General features: G+C 43.4%; 20 protein-coding genes and 1 tRNA gene. 17 read left to right on the top strand and 4 right to left on the bottom strand.

Annotation, left to right across the window (positions count from 1 at the left end; genetic code table 11):
- Window positions 1–266 precede the first annotated feature (266 nt).
- The 3 genes from GWI56_RS14855 to GWI56_RS14845 all read left to right on the top strand — a co-directional run bounded on the left by GWI56_RS14855 (window position 267) and on the right by GWI56_RS14845 (window position 4,123).
- Window positions 267–2,318 (top strand): S9 family peptidase, encoded by a 2,052-nt coding sequence (locus tag GWI56_RS14855; RefSeq protein WP_198573320.1) that lies wholly within the window; start codon window positions 267–269, stop codon window positions 2,316–2,318.
- 249 nt (window positions 2,319–2,567) lie between these two features.
- Complete coding sequence (locus tag GWI56_RS14850; RefSeq protein WP_198573319.1) at window positions 2,568–3,026, top strand: GNAT family N-acetyltransferase; 459 nt, start codon at window positions 2,568–2,570, stop codon at window positions 3,024–3,026.
- Window positions 3,027–3,187: 161 nt separating this feature from the next.
- On the top strand, window positions 3,188–4,123 hold the full coding sequence (locus tag GWI56_RS14845) for a M14 family metallocarboxypeptidase (protein WP_028760134.1): 936 nt from the start codon (window positions 3,188–3,190) through the stop codon (window positions 4,121–4,123).
- Between the two features lie 236 nt (window positions 4,124–4,359).
- Here the strand turns inward: GWI56_RS14845 and adhE are convergent, their stop codons facing one another.
- Window positions 4,360–6,963 carry a bifunctional acetaldehyde-CoA/alcohol dehydrogenase gene (gene adhE / locus GWI56_RS14840; RefSeq protein WP_173245195.1) on the bottom strand — a complete coding sequence of 868 codons (2,604 nt, stop codon included), beginning with the start codon at window positions 6,961–6,963 and terminating at the stop codon, window positions 4,360–4,362.
- 318 nt (window positions 6,964–7,281) lie between these two features.
- Here adhE and GWI56_RS14835 point away from each other — a divergent pair, with 318 nt between their 5' ends.
- From GWI56_RS14835 to GWI56_RS14815, 6 genes are all read left to right on the top strand, one after another.
- The gene (locus GWI56_RS14835; protein WP_006081420.1) at window positions 7,282–7,914 is read left to right on the top strand and encodes a YchE family NAAT transporter; all 633 of its coding nucleotides are present in this window, start codon (window positions 7,282–7,284) and stop codon (window positions 7,912–7,914) included.
- A 278-nt stretch (window positions 7,915–8,192) separates the two neighbouring features.
- Window positions 8,193–10,187: a methyl-accepting chemotaxis protein gene (locus GWI56_RS14830; protein WP_131525173.1), complete on the top strand. Its 1,995-nt coding sequence runs from the start codon at window positions 8,193–8,195 to the stop codon at window positions 10,185–10,187.
- A gap of 213 nt (window positions 10,188–10,400) precedes the next feature.
- Window positions 10,401–10,488, top strand: a tRNA-Ser gene (locus GWI56_RS14825).
- A 131-nt stretch (window positions 10,489–10,619) separates the two neighbouring features.
- Window positions 10,620–11,696, top strand: coding sequence for a DUF6538 domain-containing protein (locus GWI56_RS21750; protein ID WP_242068417.1), 1,077 nt, complete (start codon window positions 10,620–10,622; stop codon window positions 11,694–11,696).
- Window positions 11,697–11,705: 9 nt separating this feature from the next.
- Window positions 11,706–12,407: a hypothetical protein gene (locus GWI56_RS21745; RefSeq protein ID WP_242068416.1), complete on the top strand. Its 702-nt coding sequence runs from the start codon at window positions 11,706–11,708 to the stop codon at window positions 12,405–12,407.
- 492 nt (window positions 12,408–12,899) lie between these two features.
- Window positions 12,900–13,619 (top strand): EAL domain-containing protein, encoded by a 720-nt coding sequence (locus GWI56_RS14815; protein WP_198573318.1) that lies wholly within the window; start codon window positions 12,900–12,902, stop codon window positions 13,617–13,619.
- Between the two features lie 183 nt (window positions 13,620–13,802).
- Here the strand turns inward: GWI56_RS14815 and GWI56_RS14810 are convergent, their stop codons facing one another.
- Together GWI56_RS14810 and GWI56_RS14805 are read right to left on the bottom strand one after the other, a co-directional pair.
- Window positions 13,803–16,514 (bottom strand): phage/plasmid primase, P4 family, encoded by a 2,712-nt coding sequence (locus GWI56_RS14810; RefSeq protein ID WP_198573317.1) that lies wholly within the window; start codon window positions 16,512–16,514, stop codon window positions 13,803–13,805.
- Between the two features lie 141 nt (window positions 16,515–16,655).
- A complete protein-coding gene (locus tag GWI56_RS14805) occupies window positions 16,656–16,982 on the bottom strand; it encodes an ArsR family transcriptional regulator (protein WP_242068415.1) in 327 nt (108 codons plus the stop codon).
- 878 nt (window positions 16,983–17,860) lie between these two features.
- Between GWI56_RS14805 and GWI56_RS14800 the strand changes: the two genes are divergently transcribed.
- Window positions 17,861–18,265: a nucleotidyltransferase domain-containing protein gene (locus tag GWI56_RS14800; protein ID WP_041408500.1), complete on the top strand. Its 405-nt coding sequence runs from the start codon at window positions 17,861–17,863 to the stop codon at window positions 18,263–18,265.
- Entirely contained in the window at window positions 18,265–18,696 is a 432-nt protein-coding gene (locus GWI56_RS14795) for a DUF86 domain-containing protein (protein WP_198573315.1), read from the top strand. Before GWI56_RS14800 ends, GWI56_RS14795 begins: the two co-directional genes overlap by 1 nt.
- A gap of 110 nt (window positions 18,697–18,806) precedes the next feature.
- Here the strand turns inward: GWI56_RS14795 and GWI56_RS14790 are convergent, their stop codons facing one another.
- Complete coding sequence (locus GWI56_RS14790) at window positions 18,807–19,217, bottom strand: hypothetical protein (protein WP_198573314.1); 411 nt, start codon at window positions 19,215–19,217, stop codon at window positions 18,807–18,809.
- A 161-nt stretch (window positions 19,218–19,378) separates the two neighbouring features.
- Between GWI56_RS14790 and radC the strand changes: the two genes are divergently transcribed.
- From radC to GWI56_RS14760, 6 genes are all read left to right on the top strand, one after another.
- Window positions 19,379–19,861 (top strand): DNA repair protein RadC, encoded by a 483-nt coding sequence (radC, locus tag GWI56_RS14785; protein ID WP_198573313.1) that lies wholly within the window; start codon window positions 19,379–19,381, stop codon window positions 19,859–19,861.
- Entirely contained in the window at window positions 19,858–20,313 is a 456-nt protein-coding gene (locus GWI56_RS14780) for a DUF2787 domain-containing protein (protein WP_198573312.1), read from the top strand. The genes radC and GWI56_RS14780 overlap by 4 nt, the downstream gene beginning before the upstream one ends.
- 50 nt (window positions 20,314–20,363) lie before the next feature.
- Window positions 20,364–20,552 carry a hypothetical protein gene (locus tag GWI56_RS14775; protein ID WP_105252320.1) on the top strand — a complete coding sequence of 63 codons (189 nt, stop codon included), beginning with the start codon at window positions 20,364–20,366 and terminating at the stop codon, window positions 20,550–20,552.
- Window positions 20,553–20,689: 137 nt separating this feature from the next.
- Window positions 20,690–21,244 (top strand): recombinase family protein, encoded by a 555-nt coding sequence (locus GWI56_RS14770; RefSeq protein WP_105252321.1) that lies wholly within the window; start codon window positions 20,690–20,692, stop codon window positions 21,242–21,244.
- Between the two features lie 2 nt (window positions 21,245–21,246).
- Entirely contained in the window at window positions 21,247–21,810 is a 564-nt protein-coding gene (locus tag GWI56_RS14765; protein WP_198573311.1) for a hypothetical protein, read from the top strand.
- Window positions 21,811–21,856: 46 nt separating this feature from the next.
- On the top strand, window positions 21,857–22,297 hold the full coding sequence (locus GWI56_RS14760; RefSeq protein WP_198573310.1) for a hypothetical protein: 441 nt from the start codon (window positions 21,857–21,859) through the stop codon (window positions 22,295–22,297).
- The last annotated feature ends 156 nt before the right edge of the window (window positions 22,298–22,453 follow it).

Raw genomic sequence — 22,453 nt, 5'->3', positions numbered from 1 at the left:
TTGATGGCTTTTTAAGCAAAACAGCTTAAGTTTGAGTTCTGATATCTGTTCTTGAGGTAAAACGTTGCGCCACTGACATTTTGTCACAAAAAAATACGCTCAGGTTCGCCATTTGGCTTGCCTGAGCGTTTTTGTTTCGATAGTGTGGCAAGCTTATCTTCGAAAGATACGATCTCAGATCGTTTTTTAACATTCGTGTTTGCAGCAATGATGATTATCGAATATTTGCAAGCCTCGAACCTGTTCAACAAAAGACGGACATAACAATGAAAATAGCTCCTCTCCTATTGGCGCTCGGCGCTGCGGGACTGGCGTTATCAGCCCAAGCGGCCGATCCAACGCCTTTTACTGTGCAACAACTCATTAAACTCAATAAGATGCACTCTGCGACTGTGTCCCATGATGGCACTAAATTAGTTTATGGTCTTAAAACGGTAAACGATAAGGGAGAGGCCAGCTCGGATCTGTATCTATTAGATTTGATAGACACGAAGGCGAAACCACTGCAATTGACCTCTGCCACGGGCACTGAGCACGATGTGAGCTTCGCCAATGACGACAAGTCGATTTATTTCCTTGCCAGTCGCAGTGGTTCAAGCCAGTTATTTCAACTGCCATTAACGGGCGGTGAAGCGGTACAAGTTTCTGATTTACCTTTGGATATTGATGGCTACAAATTATCAAACGACGGTAAACAAGTTGTACTCAGCATGCGTGTATTCCCCGAGTGTAAGGACTTAGCCTGCTCAAAGGATAAATTTACCGCCGAAGCTGAGCGTAAATCGACTGGCCGTGAATACAAGCAGTTAATGGTTCGCCATTGGGATACGTGGGAAGACCACGCCCGTAACCACTTATTTGTTGGCGCTGTAAACGGTGAAAAACTGACTAAAGTAGTGGATGTGACTCAAGGTTTAGATACTGAAACGCCGCCAAAACCTTTCTCGGGTATGGAAGAAGTAACTTTCACCCCAGACGGTAAGTTTGTGGTTTATAGCGCGAAAGCCCCTAGCAAAGATCAAGCTTGGACCACTAACTATGATTTGTGGCAAGTGCCAGTGACAGGCGGCACCGCAACCAACTTAACCAAAGACAATCTTGCATGGGATGCGCAGCCAACATTTTCGAGCGATGGTCGTTACATGGCCTATTTAGCAATGAAAAAACCGGGTTTTGAAGCAGATCGTTACGGCATTATGCTGCGCGATACTAGCACAGGCCAAACCAAAGAAGTTGCGCCATTATGGGATCGCAGCCCAAGTTCACTGATGTTTGGCCCTGATAATCGTACTTTATATGTTACAGCACAGGATATGGGGCAAGTCTCTATTTTCCAAATTAATACCCAATTTGGTGATGTGCAATCCATCTACAGTGACGGTACTAACAGCTTGATCGCCGTGACTAATGATCAATTAATTTTTGATAGCAAAACCTTAGTTGAGCCTGGCGATCTCTATAGCATCACGACCGATGGTCAAGGTCTTAAGCGTTTAACTGAAGTCAACAAAGATAAGCTGGCTAAGATTAAATTCGGCGAGTTTCAACAATTTAGTTTTAAAGGTTGGAACAACGAAGACGTTTATGGCTATTGGATCAAACCGGCGAACTACCAAGAAGGTAAAAAATACCCGATTGCTTACTTAGTGCATGGTGGGCCGCAAGGTTCATTTGGCAATAGTTTTAGCGGTCGTTGGAATGCCCAATTATGGGCGGGTGCAGGTTATGGCGTCGTCATGGTGGATTTCCACGGCTCTACTGGTTACGGTCAGGCCTTTACTGATTCAATCAGCCAAGATTGGGGTGGTAAGCCATTAGAAGATCTGCAAAAAGGCCTAACCGCGGTGAGCCAGCAACAAAAATGGCTCGATCCGCAAAACGCCTGTGCGCTCGGTGGTTCCTACGGTGGTTACATGATGAACTGGATCCAAGGTAACTGGAACGACGGTTTCAAGTGCTTAGTTAACCACGCGGGTCTGTTCGATATGCGTTCTATGTATTACGTGACCGAAGAAATGTGGTTCGCAGAGCATGAGTTTGGCGGCACTTATTCAGATAACAAAGCGTTATATGAGAAGTTTAACCCAGTGAATTATGTTGAAAACTGGAAAACACCCATGCTGGTTATCCACGGTGAGAAGGACTTCCGCGTCCCTTATGGTCAAGGTTTAGCGGCATTCAGTTTTATGCAGCGTAAAGGGATCCCATCAGAGTTATTGATTTTCCCTGATGAAAACCATTGGATCTTAAAACCTGAAAACTTAGAGCAATGGTATGCTAATGTCTTCGGTTGGATGGACCGCTGGACTAAGCAATAACGACCAGTGCGTTTATGGGCTTTGCACCGACGAAAGCCCATAGAAGCAAGGCTCGCCCTGATAGGATTATCATCGGCGAGTCATTTAATGCTCAACTGACAATCAAAGTATTTTTAGTCTGTATTTAAACTAAGCGTTTTCTGACCAAGTGTATTTTGATTAAGTGCCTTTTGATTCAGTATCTTAAAAAGCCAGACTTTGTTCTGGCTTTTTATTGTGTCATGAAATGTTTTTAATCAAGGAGTTAAGATGAAAATTCGAGCCGCAACCTTAACTGACATCCCTGAAATAAGCGTATTGCTCACTCAATTAACCCAAGAATTTATTGCCCCAACTTGCACTGCAGAGGGGGCTGCAATCTTAGTTAATGCCATGTCGATAGAAGCGATTGGTAGCTACTTTGCTATGGGTTATCAGTACCATGTTGCCATAACGGACTCGGGCCAACTCGCTGGCGTAGTGGGGATGAAGGCGAATAGCCACTTGTACCATCTTTTTGTCGCCTCCCATGCACAGGGGCAAGGCGTGGCGAGAATGCTGTGGGAACATGCCAAAGCTCAATGTTTAGCCCAAGGCAATCCGGGGGTGTTTACCGTGAACTCGGCGCTGAATGCGCAGGCTGTGTACTTAGGCTTTGGCTTTGTGCCCCTTGGACCCGAGCGAGAACGCGGCGGGATCCGTGATATTCCCATGCAGCTATTGCTTTAGGTTGACTGTACTCATTTATCATCCGAACACGAGCACTATCATTCGACTGAATAGTAATTCAACGAAAAAGCTTGAGCGAAAAGAGCTTGAATTAAAGCACTAGAGTGCAAAGAACTTGAATAAAAAGAACTTTACCGAATAGAACTAAAAATAGAGGAATTATGGCAAATTTAACATTTTATCCCATCGGCACCGTAGGCGAAAAATGGGGCGAGGCTGAAAAAGCCGCATGGCTGGCGAGTACCCAAATCAAGCGTTCGTATCAGGACGATGTCGTGACGCCACTCAAGGCGATGGAAGCAGCACTCTTGGCACTTGGGCTTACCGTTGTGCAATATGGCGCCTTGTCGATAAATGCGGAGCGTTATCCCTTGCTTGCGGTTAAGTCAGCGTCCTTCGATCCTCAAAAACTGACAGTATTAGTCACGGGTGGCGTGCACGGTTACGAGACCAGCGGTGTTCATGGTGCCTTGGCATTTTTAGCGGATAAGGTGGCGCATTATGTTGATCGCGTCAATCTTGTGATCGCCGTGTGCGTGAGTCCTTGGGGTTACGAAACCATCAACCGTTGGAACCCTAAGGCTATCGATCCTAATCGCTCATTTTATGCCAATAGCCCAGCGGAAGAATCGGCGGCCTTGATGGCCTTAGTCGCATCCGTAGAGCAAGATTTTGATGTGCATGTGGACTTACATGAAACCACTGATTCAGATGAATTAGAATTTCGTCCAGCGCTTTGCGCCCGTGATGGAAAAGAGTACGTCAAAGGTACTATCCCAGATGGTTTTTATGCTGTGGGTGATACCGAAAACTCAATGGATGCCTTTCAGAAAGCCATTATTGATGGTGTGAGTAAAGTGACGCACATTGCTCCTGCCGATGAGAAAGGCGAGATCATTGGCTCGACTGTGGTGCAGCACGGGGTGATTAACTATCCGCTTAAGTCATTAGGGCTTTGCAGCAGTGTCACTGGCTGTATCTATAACACAACGACAGAAGTGTACCCAGATAGCCCAACGGCCACGCCTGCCGAATGTAATCTGGCGCAGGTTGCAGCCATCACCAGCGCCATTGATTATGTACTGGCACAGCGTTAGTCACAGTTTGTTGTGATGCTCAGCTAAGTGGTGATTAGCTTAGTGATCGTAAGTGAGTGATGCCCAGTTGAGTTAGCTGCTAGTGAAGTCATTTTGCGTGCGATCGATTAACGCATCGACTCCTTAATTAGGTCATTCACGGAACATCACGCAATAAAAAGCCCTCATTCGAGGGCTTCTTCATTTATGTCGCGCGGCTTTTATTAAGCACGAGCCTAGCATTGGCAGGCGATAACCTAGTTGTTGTCGCTATAGTCACGGCCATAATAGCTATCGAGGAACAGTTGTTTCAGCTCGTTAATCAATGGGTAACGTGGGTTGGCACCGGTACATTGATCATCGAACGCATCTTCGGCTAATTCATCTAACTTGGCGAGGAAGTCGGCTTCGTTGACACCGGCTTCTTGGATAGAAGCAGGAATGCCAATCGTCTTCTTGAGGTGTGTGATTTTCTCAAGCAATTTTTCGACTTTTTCTTCATCCGTCTTTCCGCCTAGTTTCAAGTGATCTGCGATGGCAGCATAACGGCACAGGGCTTTTGGCCTGTCGTATTGGCTAAAGGCCGCTTGCTTAGTGGGCAGATCCGTTGCGTTAAAGCGTATTACGTTGTTGATCAGCAGCGCATTGGCTAGGCCATGGGCGAGATGGAACTCGGCGCCCAGTTTGTGTGCCATTGAGTGGCAAATCCCAAGGAAAGCGTTAGCAAAGGCGATACCCGCAATAGTGGCGCCATTGTGGACCTTTTCACGGGCGACAGGTGATTGTGAACCCAAGTTGTAGGCATCGGGTAAATATTTGCACAGTAAGTCGAGGGCTTGTAGCGCTTGGCCATCGCTGTACTCATTCGCCATCACGCTGACATAGGCTTCTAATGCATGGGTCACCGCATCTATGCCACCAAAAGCGGTGAGGGATTTAGGCATGTCCATCACAAGATTTGGATCAACAATCGCCATATTGGGCGTGAGTTGATAGTCGGCAATCGGGTATTTTTTACCGGTAATTTCGTCTGTCACTACCGCAAAAGGTGTGACTTCTGAGCCAGTGCCTGAGGTGGTAGGAATTGCTACCATCATGGCTTTGGTGCCCATTTTAGGGAATTTGTAGATACGTTTACGAATGTCCATAAAGCGCAGTGCGAGATCGGCAAAATCCACATCTGGATGCTCGTACATTACCCAAATAATCTTAGCCGCATCCATTGGTGAGCCGCCGCCGAGCGCAATTATCACATCGGGTTTAAAGCTTTGAGCGACCTTAGCGCCTTGACGCACTATGGCTAATGTGGGATCGGCTTCAACATCGTAAAAAATTTCGGTTTCAAGGCCTTGGGCTTTTAAAATCCGCATGGTTTCATCGCAATAACCGTGGTTGAACAAAAATCTGTCTGTGATGATTAAGGCGCGCTTTTTATCGCTCAGTTCTTCGAGCGCGATGGGCAAACTGCCGCGGCGGAAATAGATAGATGCAGGAAGCTTATGCCACAACATGTTTTCGGCCCTCTTAGCGACGGTTTTTTTATTGATCAGATGACTCGGGCCAACGTTTTCTGAAATCGAGTTGCCGCCCCAAGAACCACAGCCTAACGTCAGCGAAGGCGCCAGTTTGAAGTTGTACAGATCGCCAATGCCGCCCTGTGAAGCTGGGGTGTTGATCAAAATACGTGCAGTTTTCATTCTAAAACCAAAGGCATGCACACGTTCTGTTTGGGTATCTTGGTCGGTATAAAGCCCTGATGTGTGGCCAATGCCGCCGAGCGCGACTAAGGCTTCGGCTTTATCCATGGCATCGTTAAAGTCGATGGCGCGGTACATGCCAAGTAATGGCGATAATTTTTCATGGGCGAAGGCTTCGCTGTCGCAAATGTCGGTGACTTCACCAATCAACACTTTTGTCCAGTGCGGCACTTCAAAGCCTGCCATTTTCGCGATACTGGCAGCACTTTGGCCAACGATATCGGCATTTAAACCGCCATTTTTCAAAATGACGTGTTGCATCGCCGCGGCTTCATCCTTCGACAGCATATAGCCACCGTGGGTTGCGAAACGCTCTTTAACCTGCTCATAAATACTGTCGACCACAATTACCGCTTGCTCTGACGCACAAACCACACCGTTATCGAAGGTTTTTGACATGAGAATCGAACTGACTGCGCGTTTGATGTCGGCGGTTTCATCGATAACAATAGGCGTGTTACCCGCACCTACGCCAATAGCCGGTTTACCGGAAGAGTAGGCGGCTTTCACCATGCCGGGGCCTCCCGTTGCGAGGATTAAATTGACCTTAGGGTGAGTCATTAATTGATTTGATAGTGCAACGCTGGGTTCATCAATCCAACCAATAATGTCTTTGGGTGCGCCCGCGGCTATGGCAGCATCAAGCACTAATTTTGCTGCAGTTGTGGTCGATATTTTGGCCCTAGGATGGGGCGAGAAGATGATCGCGTTACGGGTTTTAAGGCTGATTAAGGCTTTAAATATTGCAGTTGATGTGGGGTTAGTGGTGGGGACTATGCCACAGATGATGCCTACGGGTTCAGCAATGGTAATAGTACCGAAGGTGACATCTTCAGATAAAATCCCGCAGGTTTTTTCATCTTTGTATTTGTTATAAATGTACTCAGAGGCAAAGTGGTTTTTAATTACTTTGTCTTCAACCACGCCCATGCGGGTTTCTGCGGCGGCCATTTTGGCCAGCGAGATACGCGCATCGGCAGCGGCAAGGGCGGCTGCACGGAAAATTTTATCGACTTGCGCTTGGCTGAATGTCGCATACTCGGCTTGTGCTTTCGCTACTCGCTCGACCATGAGATCCAGTTCTTGTGCATTGGTCACTGTCATGATTAATACTCCTAAAAAGATTTAGTGAATCAAGGCATTCACTAAATCCTCTTTATGGTAGAAAATTACACCTAAAGCCGCGTTGAAAGTGTGATATCAACGACAATATCGTGCTTTTATGTAATAAAACTACACTTAGGGTAACTTGTTTGTTTAAAATTGCGCTGAAAATGCATCGGCTTCGATAACTAAATATTATTCGAAGTTGTGATTTAACCTCAAAAATCTCATTTTTCAGTCAATAGCGCTTGAGATACTATACTTGCCCTCAAGCTTATTTTGATGAAGACGGCGTGACACGCACATAAGGATAGTCCCTTGGAGTTAACTCTTTACGTTAAATTTTTTCTTGGCCTCGTTGCCATCATTAATCCGGTTGGCTTGTTGCCTGTATTTGTGAGCTTAACGAGCCATCAAACGGAGGCTGAGCGGAATCACACGGGTAAAGTAGCGAACTTTGCGGTTGTGGTGATTCTCTTAGTCACGATTGTGGCGGGGCAGCACATTCTGAATATGTTCAGCATTTCGTTATCTGCCTTTAGAATTGCTGGTGGCAGCCTGATTGCCATTATTGCGATGTCAATGTTGCAAGGTAAGTTAGGTGAAGTGAAGCGTAACCAAGAGGAAGACCGCGAATCCTCGGCGATGGAATCTGTGGCGGTTGTGCCTTTGGCTTTGCCACTGATGGCGGGACCTGGCGCTATCAGTTCGGTGATTGTCTTTGCCGCTGAGCATAATTCATTGTCGAACATTATTGCGATGTTCATTACTGTGATAGTGTTTGGTTTAGTCAGTTTTGGCCTGTTTAGAATGGCATCTATCATTTATAAGATCCTCGGCAAAACGGGTATTAACGTGATTACCCGTCTCATGGGACTCTTGATGTTATCTATTGGTATCGAAGTCATTGCGGCTGGTGTGAAGGGATTATTCCCACAGCTTTTCAGCTAGAGTCATCTTCAGTCACAGATTAAGTGTTCCTTTCTCTAGAAAAACGCATTGGAATTTTCAATGCGTTTTTTATTTCTATCTGATTCTTGTTTGACGTTTCTTAAGTTTGCTCTGCGATTAGCAAAATCTAAACAATTGATGGAATATGGGGGAAATCCTCGTTTATCAGGATATTAGCTTGTGCAATTTCCATAAACCTTAGTCGTCCTACGGTTGATATTATGCTATACCTAGTGTTCGGTATTTGGATCTAAAACTAAGTTTAAAAGGATATTTCTATGAAATGGCAATGGATTGGTAATCTCAGTCTAAAACAAAAATTATTAATGGTTGTTTTGCCTCCACTGTTAGCCTGTTTTTTATGTGGCACGCTTTACCTCATTGAAAAATATGAATATAGAAAAGATTTAACCTTAGTAGTGCAATTAAGCGAGCTGGCCGTCACCAACAGTAATTTAGTGCATGAGTTACAAAAAGAGCGCGGCATGAGTGCTGGATTTATTGGCTCAGCAGGAAAAGCGTTTGCGGGTAAAATACCTGATCAAAGACAATTAACGGATACGCAGCTCGGCCTCTATCAGCGTTTTATCACTGAGAATCATCTTCCGGAGATATTTGCCCCAAAACTTAGAGAGCTAAACGCTCAACTCGGGCGTTTAAATGCAATCCGCTCGCAGGTGGATAGTTTAAGTATCAGTGTCGCCGATGAAGTTGCCTATTACACTGAGTTAAATAAGTTATTACTGACAATAGTCGATGAAACCGCAAAAACGGGTGCTAATCAAGAAATCGCCATTAAAGCGACGGCTTTTAGTGCTTTTTTGCAATTAAAGGAAAGGGCGGGGATTGAAAGGGCGGTACTCAGCTCAACCTTTGGCCAAGCTGGATTTAAGCCTAAGGTTTATGCCAAATTTATCACTTTGGTTTCGGAGCAAAATACATATCAAGAGCGTTTTTTAGCGCTAGCAAATTCTGATTTATTATCCTCGTTTAACCGTTTACAGAGTTCAGCTGCAATGCATGACGTTGAGCTGTTACGTCAAATCGCATTCGAGCAAGATAATCAAAAAATCCTGCAACAAAGTCCCGAAGAGTGGTTCAGTAAATCGACGGCGCGGATTGAGCTATTACGTGAGTTTGAACAGCAAGTCTCGGCAGATTTACTTAATACCACCCATGAAAGATTAACCTTAGCGAATGAGAAAATGTTCTTAGTGCTCGCGACCTTAATCTCAGTATTGGCGATAGTCTTGATATTGAGTCTATCTGTTATCCGTTATTTGCATGACAGTGTGCATCACTTATATTCGACCATCACGCAAGCCCGTAAACATTACGACTTAAGTGTGCGTCTGACTCACTCTAGCTCCGATGAATTCGGTGAACTCGCCATCGCCTTTAACGATATGATGAGTGATTTTGAAAAGGTGATCCTACATGTACGTTCCAGTGGCGCTAAATTGCAACAAGCTGTGGCGCAAATGGATCTCTGTACCCATGCCATGGAGCAAGATGTGATGGCGGGCCACAGTGAGGCAGAACAAGTGGCCTCCGCTATGACAGAAATGAGTGCAACAGTGGCCGAGATTGCCAGCAATGCAGTGCAGGCATCCGAAGCGTCTTCCGCCGCCAATATAGAGGCTAAAGAGGGCAACCTCGAAGTCGGCCGAACCAGCAAAGCGATCAAAGCGTTAGCCGACGATATTAGTGGAGCTTCTAAAGCCATTAACGATTTAGATCGTGAAATTCACGGCATAGTGGTAGTGCTTGAAGTGATCAGCAGTATTGCTGAGCAAACTAATTTACTCGCGCTTAATGCCGCCATTGAAGCTGCCCGCGCAGGGGAAATGGGCCGCGGTTTTGCTGTAGTTGCAGACGAAGTCCGAAGTTTAGCGCAGCGCTCACAAACTTCGACCTCTGACATTAAAAATATGACAGATAGATTGAAGGCGGGAGCGAGCATTGCAGTAAAAGCCATGGACAGAGGGTTAGCTCAGGCTAATAGCAGTGTCCATGAAGCTGAACAGGCTGGCATCGAATTGAAACGTATTGTGGAGCAAGTAGACATTATTGACCGCATGAACGAGCAAATTGCTACAGCAACCCATGAGCAATCGGCGGTATCCGAAGACGTAAATCGTAATGCACTGAAGATCAGTGAGATTTACCTTAATACTCAAAGGATCTCCGATGAGCTTAGGGAACTGACCAAAGCCCTGACGTTTGACGCGAATTCAATGTCAAAAGAAGTGCACAAATTTACCGTCAATTAACGGTATAAAACGGTGAAAAGATTCAAGAAATCACGGCGGTTTGTTTAGCAATTGTGCAACCGCCTGAAACTGAGTCTTTTTTACTTGACCCCCTTTAGGCTTTTGCGTACAGTACCGCTCCGTTAACGATGAAAGCCTCTCGGCAGGGCTATATGAAATCGTTAGTGATTCTTGAACGTGAAAGATTAACCACGCTAACATAAATCGACATATGGTGAGGTGTCCGAGTGGCCGAAGGAGCACGCCTGGAAAGTGTGTATACGGTAACGTATCGAGGGTTCGACTCCCTCTCTCACCGCCAAATTCTAAGAACCCGATCACATGGTCGGGTTTTTTCATTTCTATCAAAAACTTATTGAATTATAGTTGCTTAATCCAATGGCTAACCAACCTTTGGCACCTTAAGGTGGTACAAAAGGGTGGTACAAAACGATGGCATTTATGATCCAACCTCGCAGAGATCTGAAGTCTGGAATGTGGAAAATCCGCAAGGGTATTCCTGCACATTTACGGCCTTTCTTAGACGGTAAAACAGAGCTTAAAAGAAGTCTTGAAACTAAGGACGCAGCAGAAGCAAAATCTCGGGCATCAGTCATTGTTGCAGAGTTTGAAGCTATCACGGCTAATGCCCAGTTGCGTTACGATAATCAAGAACGAGAGCAGCAAGTTAACCCTGCCCAATTAGATGCTATCGTGAGTCATTGGTTCGTTAATGAACGTCAACGACTAAGCCAGCCAGATATCCTCGCTCGATATACTCTAGAGACATCCGATGGGCTTGAAGCGATGGCAGAGTGGTTTAGCGATCCGTTAGAGGCGTTAAACGTCGCTGAAGGTACTATCCACCAGCAATCAGCAGAACAACGCTTCATGAGTCACATGAACGATTTCGTTGATGAGGCTCTCACTCTGTCTCAGTGCCAACTCTTTTCCCATGCCGCTAGGCTGTATCTCTCCGTTAAATTAGCTGAAGCTATTATTAGGCTGTGTAATTCTGCATTTGACCTAGAAGTATATACACGACGGGAGCGAAATAGAGGCTTCGAGCCACTGTTCATGCCACGAAGTGACTTAGGGAATGTGCAGGACTTTGCTGATAACAGTCGTGCTGCACTAGCTGAATCAGGGTTAGAAGTCGTTCCTGATGATATGGCTACTCGAGGGGATCTCTCAACATCATTTACCGTTTCTCATTTGGTTGAATGGGTTAATACTCAAAAAAGTCTCATCTTAGGTGAGACGGCTTTTAAGTCATGGCAAGCAGACCGCAATCGACCATGCAACAGACTCATCGAGTTTTTCGGCACTAAGCCAATAGGTCAAATCCAGAAGATTGATATGCGTAACTTCTTCAATTGGATCATTCAATGTCCCAGTAAGCCAACGCATGATGTCAGAGACCTCTCCTTTAAGAAGCAAATTGAGATAGCAAATAAGCAAGGGTTAACTCGGGTTAGCATCAATACAGCTGATAAGGAACTTAAGCTGATCTCAGGCTATTTCCAATAAGCGGTGAAATTGGATATCTTGCCGAAAAACCCGTGTCACCAAGTCTCTCCGGGTAAAGAAGCTGTAAGGACAGTGAGAGATCCGGGCTATTCAAACACTGAGCTATCACAGATTTTTTCCTTACCACTTTTTCAGGCTCGAACAGATGCACAGAAAGCAAGGTATGGTGAGGCACCTTACTGGTTACCCGTTATCCTCGCCTATACAGGAGCAAGAGCAGAAGAGATTGCTCAACTCTATGTGAATGACATTAAACAGGATAAGGACGACCCTCAGCTATGGTTTTTTCATATCCAAGAGGTGAGGGACGATCAATCCGTTAAGACGGGTGAATCAAGGAAAGTGCCAGTATGTCGATCTCTCATCGAGTTGGGACTGCTCGATTACCTTCACTCTTTACCCGTTGATGGCCGCTTGTTTCCTGTGCTCAAAGCAAACAATAAGGCTAAGTATCATTTGGCGGTTGCAAGGCACCTCAAAGAGGCGTTTATGACGCTCAATATCGAACATTTTGACACACTCAAACCGCTACATGCGTTCCGCCATCGCTTCATTACAGAGGCAAGGAAGGTGATGCGTGAGGATATTCAAAACGCGATAACGGGACACTCTAATGCAGGGAATACGGGACGAAATTATGGGATCTACTCAGAACTGCATCAGGCGATAGATAAGATACCAGTCATCTCTATTCCTAAATGGCATCTTTAATCTATTAAGTGGACAAAGGTAATTTAGAAGTAATACTCTATTTAGTATCATTCAGATTAATATTTGTGCTGCGTCCTTATTTATCAGCTTGTTAAGAGTTAGTACGGTGTAGCTTACCAACTTAAAACCTTCTGACTTTGAGATACAGATATGAGGATAGGCTAAAGAGTCTTCCTCTTAAAACACCGATATAGCAAAATTTCTCCCCTTCAGTTGATACTGCTAACTACATAGTACCCTTAGATTTCCTAATGCTCGTTTGTCTCTATAGAGTCTCCGTGAATCAGACAGGCCGATAAGTTTTATGGCATTTCCAATATAACTTATGAATCATTTATGATTGAGTGTTAAAGCCTCTGAGTTATTGTTAATTGCTTTGAAATCATGCGTCATTTAAATGGCGTTTTTCTATTTAAATCAAAATCTTTTGTTTTGGCTTGGTTGGTGATATAGGATTTTCTTAGAAATAAGTGAACTCTAATTGAGGTGGTTATGTTTGATTTAATAACACGTACTTTTTGTAAGAAATGTATTTTCAATAACCTTAATTGTGTCAGTTTTGGTTGCAAACATTACTATGTGTATCAGCCGATTATCAATAGGAATGGTGCTCTTTTTGCTGTCGAAATACTATCAAGACCTATATTGAATTTAAATCAAATTTCAATTGAAGAATATTTCGACTCTTTAGATTCTGATGATGGTAAAAAGTTGATAAAGCATCAGCTTTTGAATTTTTCAAATAATTTCAGTAATTTAGATTTGGGTACTAAGAAAATATTTTTAAATATAGATAGATATTTATTGATTGATCAGGAGATTACTAACTTCATCACTAAAAGTAGTTCTAGTTTTAAGACGCATAATTGGGAGGTTGTTTTTGAAATTACAGAAAGACAATACAAATGTATACCAAATGTAAAGAGCGCTTTCTATAGAATGTTGTTGAATGATGTTTCATTTGCTGCTGATGACTACTCTTCAATAACAAAAACCCATCAATTTGTAAATGATTATGACTATGTGAAAATAGATATGGATGAAATAAAAAGAAGAGTCGATAATGGATTCGATTGTTTCATTGATGAGCTTTATTTAATGAAAGAAAGTGGAATAAAACTAATTGCTGAAAAAATACAAACAAAGAATGATTACCTATTAATATACTCAATGCCGTTTGACTATTTTCAAGGTTTTTATTTTGATGAATAAGTATCAAAACTCTATAATACACTTTTAGCTTGTCCATAGCCTGTACTGTCTAAAATGGCTCTAGTCAGGTTTCTGACTAGTAATGGAGCATAAAGGGGGATTATTGTGTTTATGGCAAGATTGAATGGTCACAAGTATAAAGAGAGGCACTAAGCCTCTCTTAAACATTTCCGAGCACCACTACTAAACACTATAACTTATAGAAGGTTCTGTTGTGGCTTTAGTTTGTTTCATCCGTATGCCGAATTCTTGTATCGGCACAGAGTTGTCATCAAATATTGGCTTTAAGATAATTCCCTTAATCATGGCTTTACTGTTGTGTCGGCCTTTCTCAAAGCCTTTCTCCACCAGCCGTTTGGTCATGATATTACGGGTCATCTTCCAGTCGCCATCACGCTCAGCCCACTTTCTAAAGGCATCATATAACGTATCTGTATAGGTAAAATCCCCCTTACAGGTACATTCCTCAAGGAATATAGCGAGCAAGTCTGACTCGTGACGATACTCTGCGATTTCTGACTTTATCGAATTGGGAATCGAGGCTTTAATGCCATCCTTTAGCCACATTTGAACGCCTTCTAGAGCCCAATTGAGGATACCTGAGAGTTCAGCATATAGCTTATCCATTAATCGTGGGTCCATCTGCTCCTGACTGAAACTCGCATTGAATGGAAGCATGATCATTCTTCGCCACATGCCGAGGCTCGTATCACGAATCACGGGCTTGTGGTTACCTATCATGATGAGTTTAAACTTCGGACGGTATTCTAGTTCTACCTTGGCATAGAGTTGACGAGTGACAATCACATCATCACCAGTCATAGATTTCACTAGGTTTTCATTCATCCTAGAGCCTTCAGGTAATTCATTAGCCACAACTACACGACTACCAGCAAGCTTAACTAAGGATGGGTTAGGGCCTGTATTACCGTTATTGGTTTGCAGCAAAACACTACTATCGATCTGATGATAGTAACTTCCCATTAATCGCTGTATCACGTTCATAAAGGTGCTCTTACCATTACAACCATGACCGTGGAGGAAGAACAGTACTTGTTCGTCTGTTCGTCCGGTTAGCATGTAACCGACTATGCGTTGTAAAAACTTAGCGTATTCTTTGTCGCCACAGGTGATTTCATCAATGAACTGTAACCAACGAGGGCAACCAGCTGAGCTATCGAAATGAACATCCCCACAGCGGCTGATGTACATTTCTTTCTGTGCGGGTAATAGTTTTCCGTTAGCTAAGTCTAATACGCCATTGTTTACTCCAAATAGCATAGGATTAGCATCGAAGCAGTTCGAAGATATCTGATTGCCTGACTTGAAGATTTCTAGCATATCCATCATTTTTTTACGATTAAGCGTCATCCGGCCAAATTTTTGTAATTGCTCTGCTTCAGCTAACTTAGTCTTATTTTTGGTTTGTATTGCTTCTTCTAGCAAACTACAACCTTGATTGATAAGACGTTCTCCAACACAGCGGGTATATTCAAGCTCCTTTCCGCTTGATGGAGCCCAATGTTTGCCATTAAAGTTAACCATGTTGTTAAGTTCTGGTACATACATCATGCTGTCGTTGGTGATCGCTTTTAATCGGTCAGCATTACCCACATCATTCAGTGTGTCTTCGTTGAAGTTAGTCCAGATCTCGGGGATAGTTTCATCTGGAACAGACATAGGGTCTGTAGAGGTGTTGTCATTGTTTACAGCAGGTTCACAGATCACTTCAACAGACTGCTGGCTTACACCGTATTGATTAACCAGCTCCTCGAGTGATAAGGCATCTTCATGCCTTAAATAGTCGTCAATGTCCTTACCTTGGCCTTCAGGTAGACTGACTTGAATTAACGAGGCTAATCCTAGTCCCGCAAATTTCTCCCGATACTTATCACCCGCAGCATCACTATCAAAGAAGGTGATCACTTTACGTTCTTGTAAGTTCTGCTTTATCCATGTGAGCTGTTCCTGACTCAGTTGTCCATTGGTTGCCAGTACAGGTCCTTCCCATTTGTGAGATAATAAGGCTAAAAAGTCGTGTTCACCTTCAACGATAGCGACTGCCCCAGCGTCATTAATTAAATGTTGTCCATAAAACTGAATGTCATTTAACCAAAATTGCTTAGGCATTTGATATTGTTTCTCTTTCTTGGGGTCTTTAAACGTGAAGCGGCAAAGATTTCCATCTTCATCATAATGAGGAAAGATATAGACATCCCTTGGGAAAAAATCCGAAGGATTGGATTGGCCTTCTTTAACCAATCCTGATGCATACATCTCATTACGGCTGAAGCCTTGAGCTTCTAAAGCACACCAAAGTTGACCTTGGGAATACCCTATGTCGTTATCAAAAAGTACTTCTGGACTGAATTTTCGCTTTTCCATAAGAGCAGCAAAAGGTTTACTTTTATCAGCAATCATAGGTTCTAAATAATGTTCACATGCTGCATCCATAAGATCTTGGCGACGAAGGAATTGCTCCTCGGTCAGCTCTAGCTTCTCAGGCTTAACTTTCTTAGCTTTGGGTTGAGTATTGATGCTTATCCCTTCGATCTCGCCAGCAAGTAACTTGTTGGCTGCATCATAGGGATTGTCTGCAAGGTCATAACAGGTCAGAAAACTATAAATATCACCGTGTTCCGCACATGAGTAGCAGTGATAGTTTTGGTCCGCTGGATCGCCATGATAAATTTTGAAACAGCCTGCATGCCCACAGAAGGGACAAATATCATCCTCTAACTTGCAATAGTCGCTTGATGTTGGCTTAATCTCACTGCCGACGAGCTTAGCGATCAGTTCTGGCAAGTCATAAAGAGCTTTAACGCCCTCTAAACCGATTTCATTCAATGTTTCATGGTTAAATCTGTTATTGGCTACAAATATTTGAGATGTCATGTGACATATCCTCTAAAACAGAGGCCAACAGACTAAAATATATATGGAAATAGTTTGTCTGTAGTTTGGCCTTCGAGCTGGTTTTAGCTCTTCCCCTGTTTAAGTCGTCCTTCAACCTAAACAGGGGCATTCTTTCCTCTATTAATCGAACATACGACGATAAAGGTTTGTTGCCTGCATCCCTGTGGCATTAGTTGTTTGAGAGCATTCCAGAAGTCCCGAAGCCACCAGTCGACCGATATGGCGTTTAGCCGTTCTTAATGAATAACCGCAACGCTTTATCAAGGTATTAGCTAAACTCTCCCTACCACCCAACAGCACGCCATTACTCACAGGCATCCGACTTATCTCGTAGAGTGTTCGGCCTAATTGATCTTGGAATAGCTCAAAAGGTAGCTTGAACACGCTAGAGCTAACTGCGTTGCTTGCTGTTGCTATAGGGCTGTGGTTTAGGTCATGGTTTATCATCTCAATCTCCGGTGGGGTCATTCATGTCATGCCTCTCACATAATGTTTTAATCGATTGGAGTTAGAGTTGAATGCAGTAAATTGATGAGATTTCAACCAAATCGGTTAAAGTGGCTAAATGTTGCCTTAAACAACTGATAGAATATTTTATTTTAAAATTGCAGATTGTTATAAATAAATGTAATAACATTGATTTATAAGGTTTTTATTGCTAGTTTACTTAGTGGAAGTCACAAAAGAAGATAAAAGATGGCATCAACTGTCTTAGACTGGTGATGCTAGAGTTCACGATAGTAACTCGGATGACGTGAACTCTAGTGTGCTGGTTGAGTGTTCAGCATGAAGGTTCCCACATCTATCAGGTTGATAATCACTGGTTCACTCGTCTTCACTCCACTCCCAATAAGCCTAAACCGCTTTACACCAACCTCAGCCGAAAATTCAGCAGACTGACTAAAGTATTTCTATTAACTTTTTCTATAGCTATTTTTAGAAAATCAATTAAAAATCAGCAAGTAAAAACAATAAAACTGTCAAATAGGGCAATGTTACTTGCATTTGATGGAGAGTGAGTTGGCAGAAATCAGCAGCAAAATCGGCAGGGAGAAAAGGTGTTGTCCAAGCTGGTCGTTAGCAGCAAACTGTGAAATAACAACTGTTCAGCCTGATTGAGGGTTGGTACACTTCGGGATTATTAGTTATTGTTTTTAAAGAGTTGATTACGGCTCTCACCCTGACTAGCTGAAACTTGATGCTACTAATGTTCTGTGCGAAAAGCAGTAATATTACTGACTAGTATCATGAAGAACTATCGCAGGTACTGAGGCAGAAGATATTTTATAACAATAGCTTATGATTTAATCGATAAGGATGCACACATGTCCATTGACCCTAAGCAATTACAATCATTGGCGGCAAGCCAACCTGAAGTCGCCGCACTATGGCTTTATGGTTCTCAGGCCAAAGGTAATGCTACAGAGCAGAGTGATTGGGATTTGGCGGTCGCATTTGACCCTGTTAAGACTGATAACGTGCTCGATAATCGTCTAAGAGCAGAGTTGTTAGCGATGGACTGGCAGCGTGCACTGGGTTTGCCGGAAGGAAAGCTCTCAGTCGTCGACATTAATCTGGCTCCTATTCCGTTGGCATTCGGTATTATTGATGCTAACAAGGTTCTATACAGTCGTGATGAAGGCCGAAGGATGCAGGAAGAAGCCCGTATTATGTCGTCGATGGAACTCGATTATGCAACGTCGCCAATGAGCAGAGGAACAACTAACTGATGTCTGATAATGCCTATATAACGTCTCTACACCTTAGCCTCAACCGTTATCAGGCTGAGCTGGTTGAACTAAAGCTTATACTCAGCCAGCGTTCGCTATCGAATCTTGAATATCGTGCTGCTGAACGAACCTTGCAGGTTTCGATTGAAGCCTGTATCGGTATTGCTAAACATTGGGCTAAAGCATTGGCAGGACATAGCCCGCAGGATGCTTATCAAGCTTTTGAGATCCTCTGTCAGCGTGGAGCACAACCTGTTGAGGAACTTAGCGGTTGGCGTAAGGTGATAGGTCTTCGTAATGCACTGGTGCACGATTACCTTAATATTGATCCTGAGATTATTCGCAGTGTGATAGCTCAGGGCTATAGCGATAAATTGTTTGTTTTTGCAGAGCAAGGTCTTAACTGGCTCGCTCAGCAGCAGGATTGCTAAATAGATTCGTGATAACGATTGGTTGGGATCACGGAGAACGTTAACATAGATTCTGAGCCTAGACTCACCTTAGCCACTTGATAGATGAGTCTAGCAACGACCAATAGTGACTATTTGTCTGGATAATCTCTATACCAATAGTTAACCGCAAGCCATTCCCCAAAAGCCTGAAAATGGACTAGCAGCCTGACTATCCAGTGCATATATGGTAGATGTTCTCTAGGATGAGTCGCGTATAGATTACCATCCTTTGTGATTGAGATAGTCTCAGGGGTAAAACCTTTCTCAATGAGAAATGCTTTAATAGCACCTTGATCTCTAAAGCTTCCTGCACCCATTGCTACCTCTCCTTGAAGGTGCATCATCTTCTGATCTGTACCTCGTTTATCTGGGACAATCTCGACTGTAAAGAAGGGGCTGTGGTTTTTGATGGCTTCGTTAATCTGATGATCTCTTGTTTCTGGCGTAAATCGGCCTTCAACAAGCAAAAGGGGGTAGGTTAAGACTAATTCGTCGTGCATGATTTTTTCTCCGATTGAAGTTTTAATGGGGCAGTATTTGTCACCCCCCATATTTCTATTTTAATCAGTGGGAGATCGTTTCAACTGACTTATACCGTCATTTTTTACCATGAACTAAGGCATAAGAAACCTGATGTAAATCAACTACACAGGAAACATATATGCTTATTTCAACATTAACCCACCGTAATCAACTCGACTCTTCAGACTCAGTTATCAGGGAAGCCATTGCTATCTTGGAGAGTCGCTACACCCTGCAAGCTAATCCGCAGGCATTCACCTCTCCACAACTGGTAAAAGACTATCTTCGACTGAAAATGGCTGGATACGAGCGGGAGGTATTTGCGGTATTGCTACTGGATAGCCAGCACCGTTTGATTAGTTGTGAAGAACTCTTTTTCGGCACGATAGATGCCGCCTCAGTATATCCTCGTGAGGTAGTAAAAATAGTTCTGCATAGAAACGCCGCTGCCGTGATATTCGCCCACAACCATCCCTCAGGCATGCCTGAACCCTCAGAGGCCGATAAACGCATTACAGAGCGTTTAAAGACAGCCCTGGCAACTATTGATGTATCAGCGTTAGACCATTTTGTTGTTGGTCATCAAGATGTCGTTTCGTTTGCTGAAAGGGGATGGTTATGAATACACCAGCGGCAACTGAACAGCCTATTCAGATTGACCTTCAGTCAGGAAGGAAACTACTACCTATCACGCTTAGTTTGGCTCAGATCCTTAAGCGATTGCTGGTGGATGCTAACAAACCTATCAATAGTAAAGCCGTTACGATTAACTTCCGTGATCCTAGCTATTCTGCTGAGTCTGGTGGCTTTCATCCGGTCGAAATCCGTTTGGAATATTCATCAACCACCAGCATGTGGCAATTCTGCTATATCACTGACTTTGCCTATCAAGGACGTTACTACCCAGAATTAGAGAAGGACATCGACTTCAACTTTGCAGAGGCTTCAGGGTATCAGGCTTATGTTGGTCATCATCCGTTAAGCCACTTCAGCGGCCTATACCGGCTATGGGAAGCCAACTTCAGAAGCTATCTGGTAGATGATCTCTACCAAATAACCATCAACTGGGATTAACCCGCAAACACCATTAAGGCGGCCAACGTTTCACTGCATGGGTTCATGTGGTGGGCATTCGGCTGCCTGAACGACAATCAGGAAGGAGAAACATCATTAACGAATTACTAAAAAAGGTCGCTAAAGCTGCACTGCTGACCATAGTGCCGATCCTCATCCAAGCCTTCGCTGAGCGTTATCTTTCAGATGAAGAACCTTGGGCAAACATTGATGTTGATGAAGATCAAGAATCTGAATAACACATTGTTTTCATAACCAATAAACCAAGGCCATGTGACACGGTCGTAAACACATCAATAATCGTGTCACATGGGTTGTTTTGGACCTTTTGAAGGGCTTGGTCAGTATACCTTGCCCTATTGAACAGGAGTCGTTCATGGCAGAAATCGGATATGCCCGTGTATCGACCACGGGACAAAGTCTCGATGCCCAACTGAAGGCATTAGCAAATTGCGACAAAGTGTTTCAAGAAAAGGTAAGTGGTGCGAAGGATGACCGTCCGCATCTGCAACTCATGCTGGAGTTTGTGAGGGAAGGTGACATCGTTATCGTCACCAAGCTGGATAGACTCGCAAGAAACACTCGTCACTTGCTTGAAATAGCTGAGTTTTTGGAACGCAAAAAGGTTTCATTGCAAATTCAAAACCTCGGGATTAATACAGCAACCCCTACAGGCAAACTCATGCTGACTATGGTTGGAGCCATTGCAACCTTTGAAAGAGAGCTGATGTTGGAAAGACAAGCTGAAGGAATAGCTCTCGCAAAACTGCGAGGGAAATATAAAGGACGTAAACCCACGGCAATCACTAAGGCCAAAGAAGCCGCCCCAATGCTTGCAGAGGGTATATCTAAACCGGAAGTCGCAAAGAGGCTAAATATCAGCTTATCAAGCGTCCAACGGATAGCAAAGAAATTATCTGGTAAGGATTAATTATGAGTCAAAAAACAAAGGAAAAACTGAAAGTTTACTTTGCTCTACTTGCAACCGCTTCTGTGGTGACGACTTTGATCGCTGTGGTATTAATCATTTCATTCAGTACAACTGATGGGCCTTTTCGTTCTTATCCTATAACAAAACTTATCGTATGCTCTTGGAATTACATTCTAGAAGCAGGTTTGATGCTAATAGCTATTTTTGCTCCTATCGGTATGTGGCACATTTCAGTTAGACAGAAGTGGCCAGAGAATGAAAGCAATAATCAGGTCGAGCTAAGAAACAAAATCCTTAAGTTACAGACAAGTATGAAGGCGTATTCAGCCATTGGCATATATGGAATTATCAGCCTGATATCGATTTTCCATATGAGCCTATTAAATATTGGAGATTTGCTTGAAGTCTTATTCAGCGAAGCTATGGGGTGGGAAATACTTGCTGCCGTCATTATAGGGAAATGGGGTTACTTTCAAAGCAAACAGAAACTGGAATTACTTCAAAGCAGTTCATCTAAAGCTTCAGAAAGTTCGTATTCATCAGACAACATAGAAATTGAAAAATAAGAGTAAAGCCATCAGAAATTACTGGTGGCTTTTTTTTGGAGAAAATATGCGTAAACCAAGATATGTCGTTATCTTCATGCTCCTTATTGGGACAGCATTTTCATTTCCTGTAAGAGCAGGAATCGAAGATATGGCAAGCAATCTACAAACACTCTATATGTGGGAAAAAATTGCTTCTGTATGTAAAACCAAGGCACCAACGGAACTCAAGCAAGAGTGGGCTTTAATTGAGATGACAGTGTATGTTGAGACTACATTATGGGAGAGGAATATCAGTGCTGTATTACGCTCAGTTGGTCGAACCGAACCACAGATTAGTCCCGTTCTTGACTCTCTAAAGTCAAACGGTGAGGTACTGGCAAGAGGATTTGTTGGAAGCATGCCTTGTAATGCAACTGATAAAGATCGAGCGGTTAGGGTAATGGTGTCAGACCCAGCATTTAAGGACGCGAGTGAGCAGGTTCTGGAAGCTTCGAAATCTCGCTGATTACAATGTAGTTGAGTGCGTTTAGTGAGCATGCTCGAAGTCGGAATCTCAAAATGATCTATTTCGCTATTAAGTGAAAATCTACTCAACAAGTGCACTGTAATTCAATATAGTCAGTGATTAATATTATTCTGTAGACTAGTCAGCATATTGGTC

It is taken from the genome of Shewanella sp. DW31 (assembly GCF_015767295.1).
Classification (GTDB): domain Bacteria; phylum Pseudomonadota; class Gammaproteobacteria; order Enterobacterales; family Shewanellaceae; genus Shewanella; species Shewanella oncorhynchi.
The sequence above is the reverse complement of the archived record's forward strand: the minus strand, read 5'-3'. Positions and strand labels throughout refer to the sequence as shown.

Excerpts from the sequence above, each read along its gene's own strand:
- GWI56_RS14855 (WP_198573320.1), top strand. The coding sequence starts at position 267 with ATGAAAATAGCTCCTCTCCTATTGGCGCTCGGCGCTGCGGGACTGGCG.
- GWI56_RS14850 (WP_198573319.1), top strand. The coding sequence starts at position 2,568 with ATGAAAATTCGAGCCGCAACCTTAACTGACATCCCTGAAATAAGCGTA.
- GWI56_RS14845 (WP_028760134.1), top strand. The coding sequence starts at position 3,188 with ATGGCAAATTTAACATTTTATCCCATCGGCACCGTAGGCGAAAAATGG.
- adhE (WP_173245195.1), bottom strand. The coding sequence starts at position 6,963 with ATGACAGTGACCAATGCACAAGAACTGGATCTCATGGTCGAGCGAGTA.
- GWI56_RS14830 (WP_131525173.1), top strand. The coding sequence starts at position 8,193 with ATGAAATGGCAATGGATTGGTAATCTCAGTCTAAAACAAAAATTATTA.
- GWI56_RS21750 (WP_242068417.1), top strand. The coding sequence starts at position 10,620 with ATGGCATTTATGATCCAACCTCGCAGAGATCTGAAGTCTGGAATGTGG.
- GWI56_RS14815 (WP_198573318.1), top strand. The coding sequence starts at position 12,900 with ATGTTTGATTTAATAACACGTACTTTTTGTAAGAAATGTATTTTCAAT.
- GWI56_RS14810 (WP_198573317.1), bottom strand. The coding sequence starts at position 16,514 with ATGACATCTCAAATATTTGTAGCCAATAACAGATTTAACCATGAAACA.
- GWI56_RS14805 (WP_242068415.1), bottom strand. The coding sequence starts at position 16,982 with ATGATAAACCATGACCTAAACCACAGCCCTATAGCAACAGCAAGCAAC.
- GWI56_RS14800 (WP_041408500.1), top strand. The coding sequence starts at position 17,861 with ATGTCCATTGACCCTAAGCAATTACAATCATTGGCGGCAAGCCAACCT.
- GWI56_RS14795 (WP_198573315.1), top strand. The coding sequence starts at position 18,265 with ATGTCTGATAATGCCTATATAACGTCTCTACACCTTAGCCTCAACCGT.
- GWI56_RS14790 (WP_198573314.1), bottom strand. The coding sequence starts at position 19,217 with ATGCACGACGAATTAGTCTTAACCTACCCCCTTTTGCTTGTTGAAGGC.
- radC (WP_198573313.1), top strand. The coding sequence starts at position 19,379 with ATGCTTATTTCAACATTAACCCACCGTAATCAACTCGACTCTTCAGAC.
- GWI56_RS14780 (WP_198573312.1), top strand. The coding sequence starts at position 19,858 with ATGAATACACCAGCGGCAACTGAACAGCCTATTCAGATTGACCTTCAG.
- GWI56_RS14770 (WP_105252321.1), top strand. The coding sequence starts at position 20,690 with ATGGCAGAAATCGGATATGCCCGTGTATCGACCACGGGACAAAGTCTC.
- GWI56_RS14765 (WP_198573311.1), top strand. The coding sequence starts at position 21,247 with ATGAGTCAAAAAACAAAGGAAAAACTGAAAGTTTACTTTGCTCTACTT.
- GWI56_RS14760 (WP_198573310.1), top strand. The coding sequence starts at position 21,857 with ATGCGTAAACCAAGATATGTCGTTATCTTCATGCTCCTTATTGGGACA.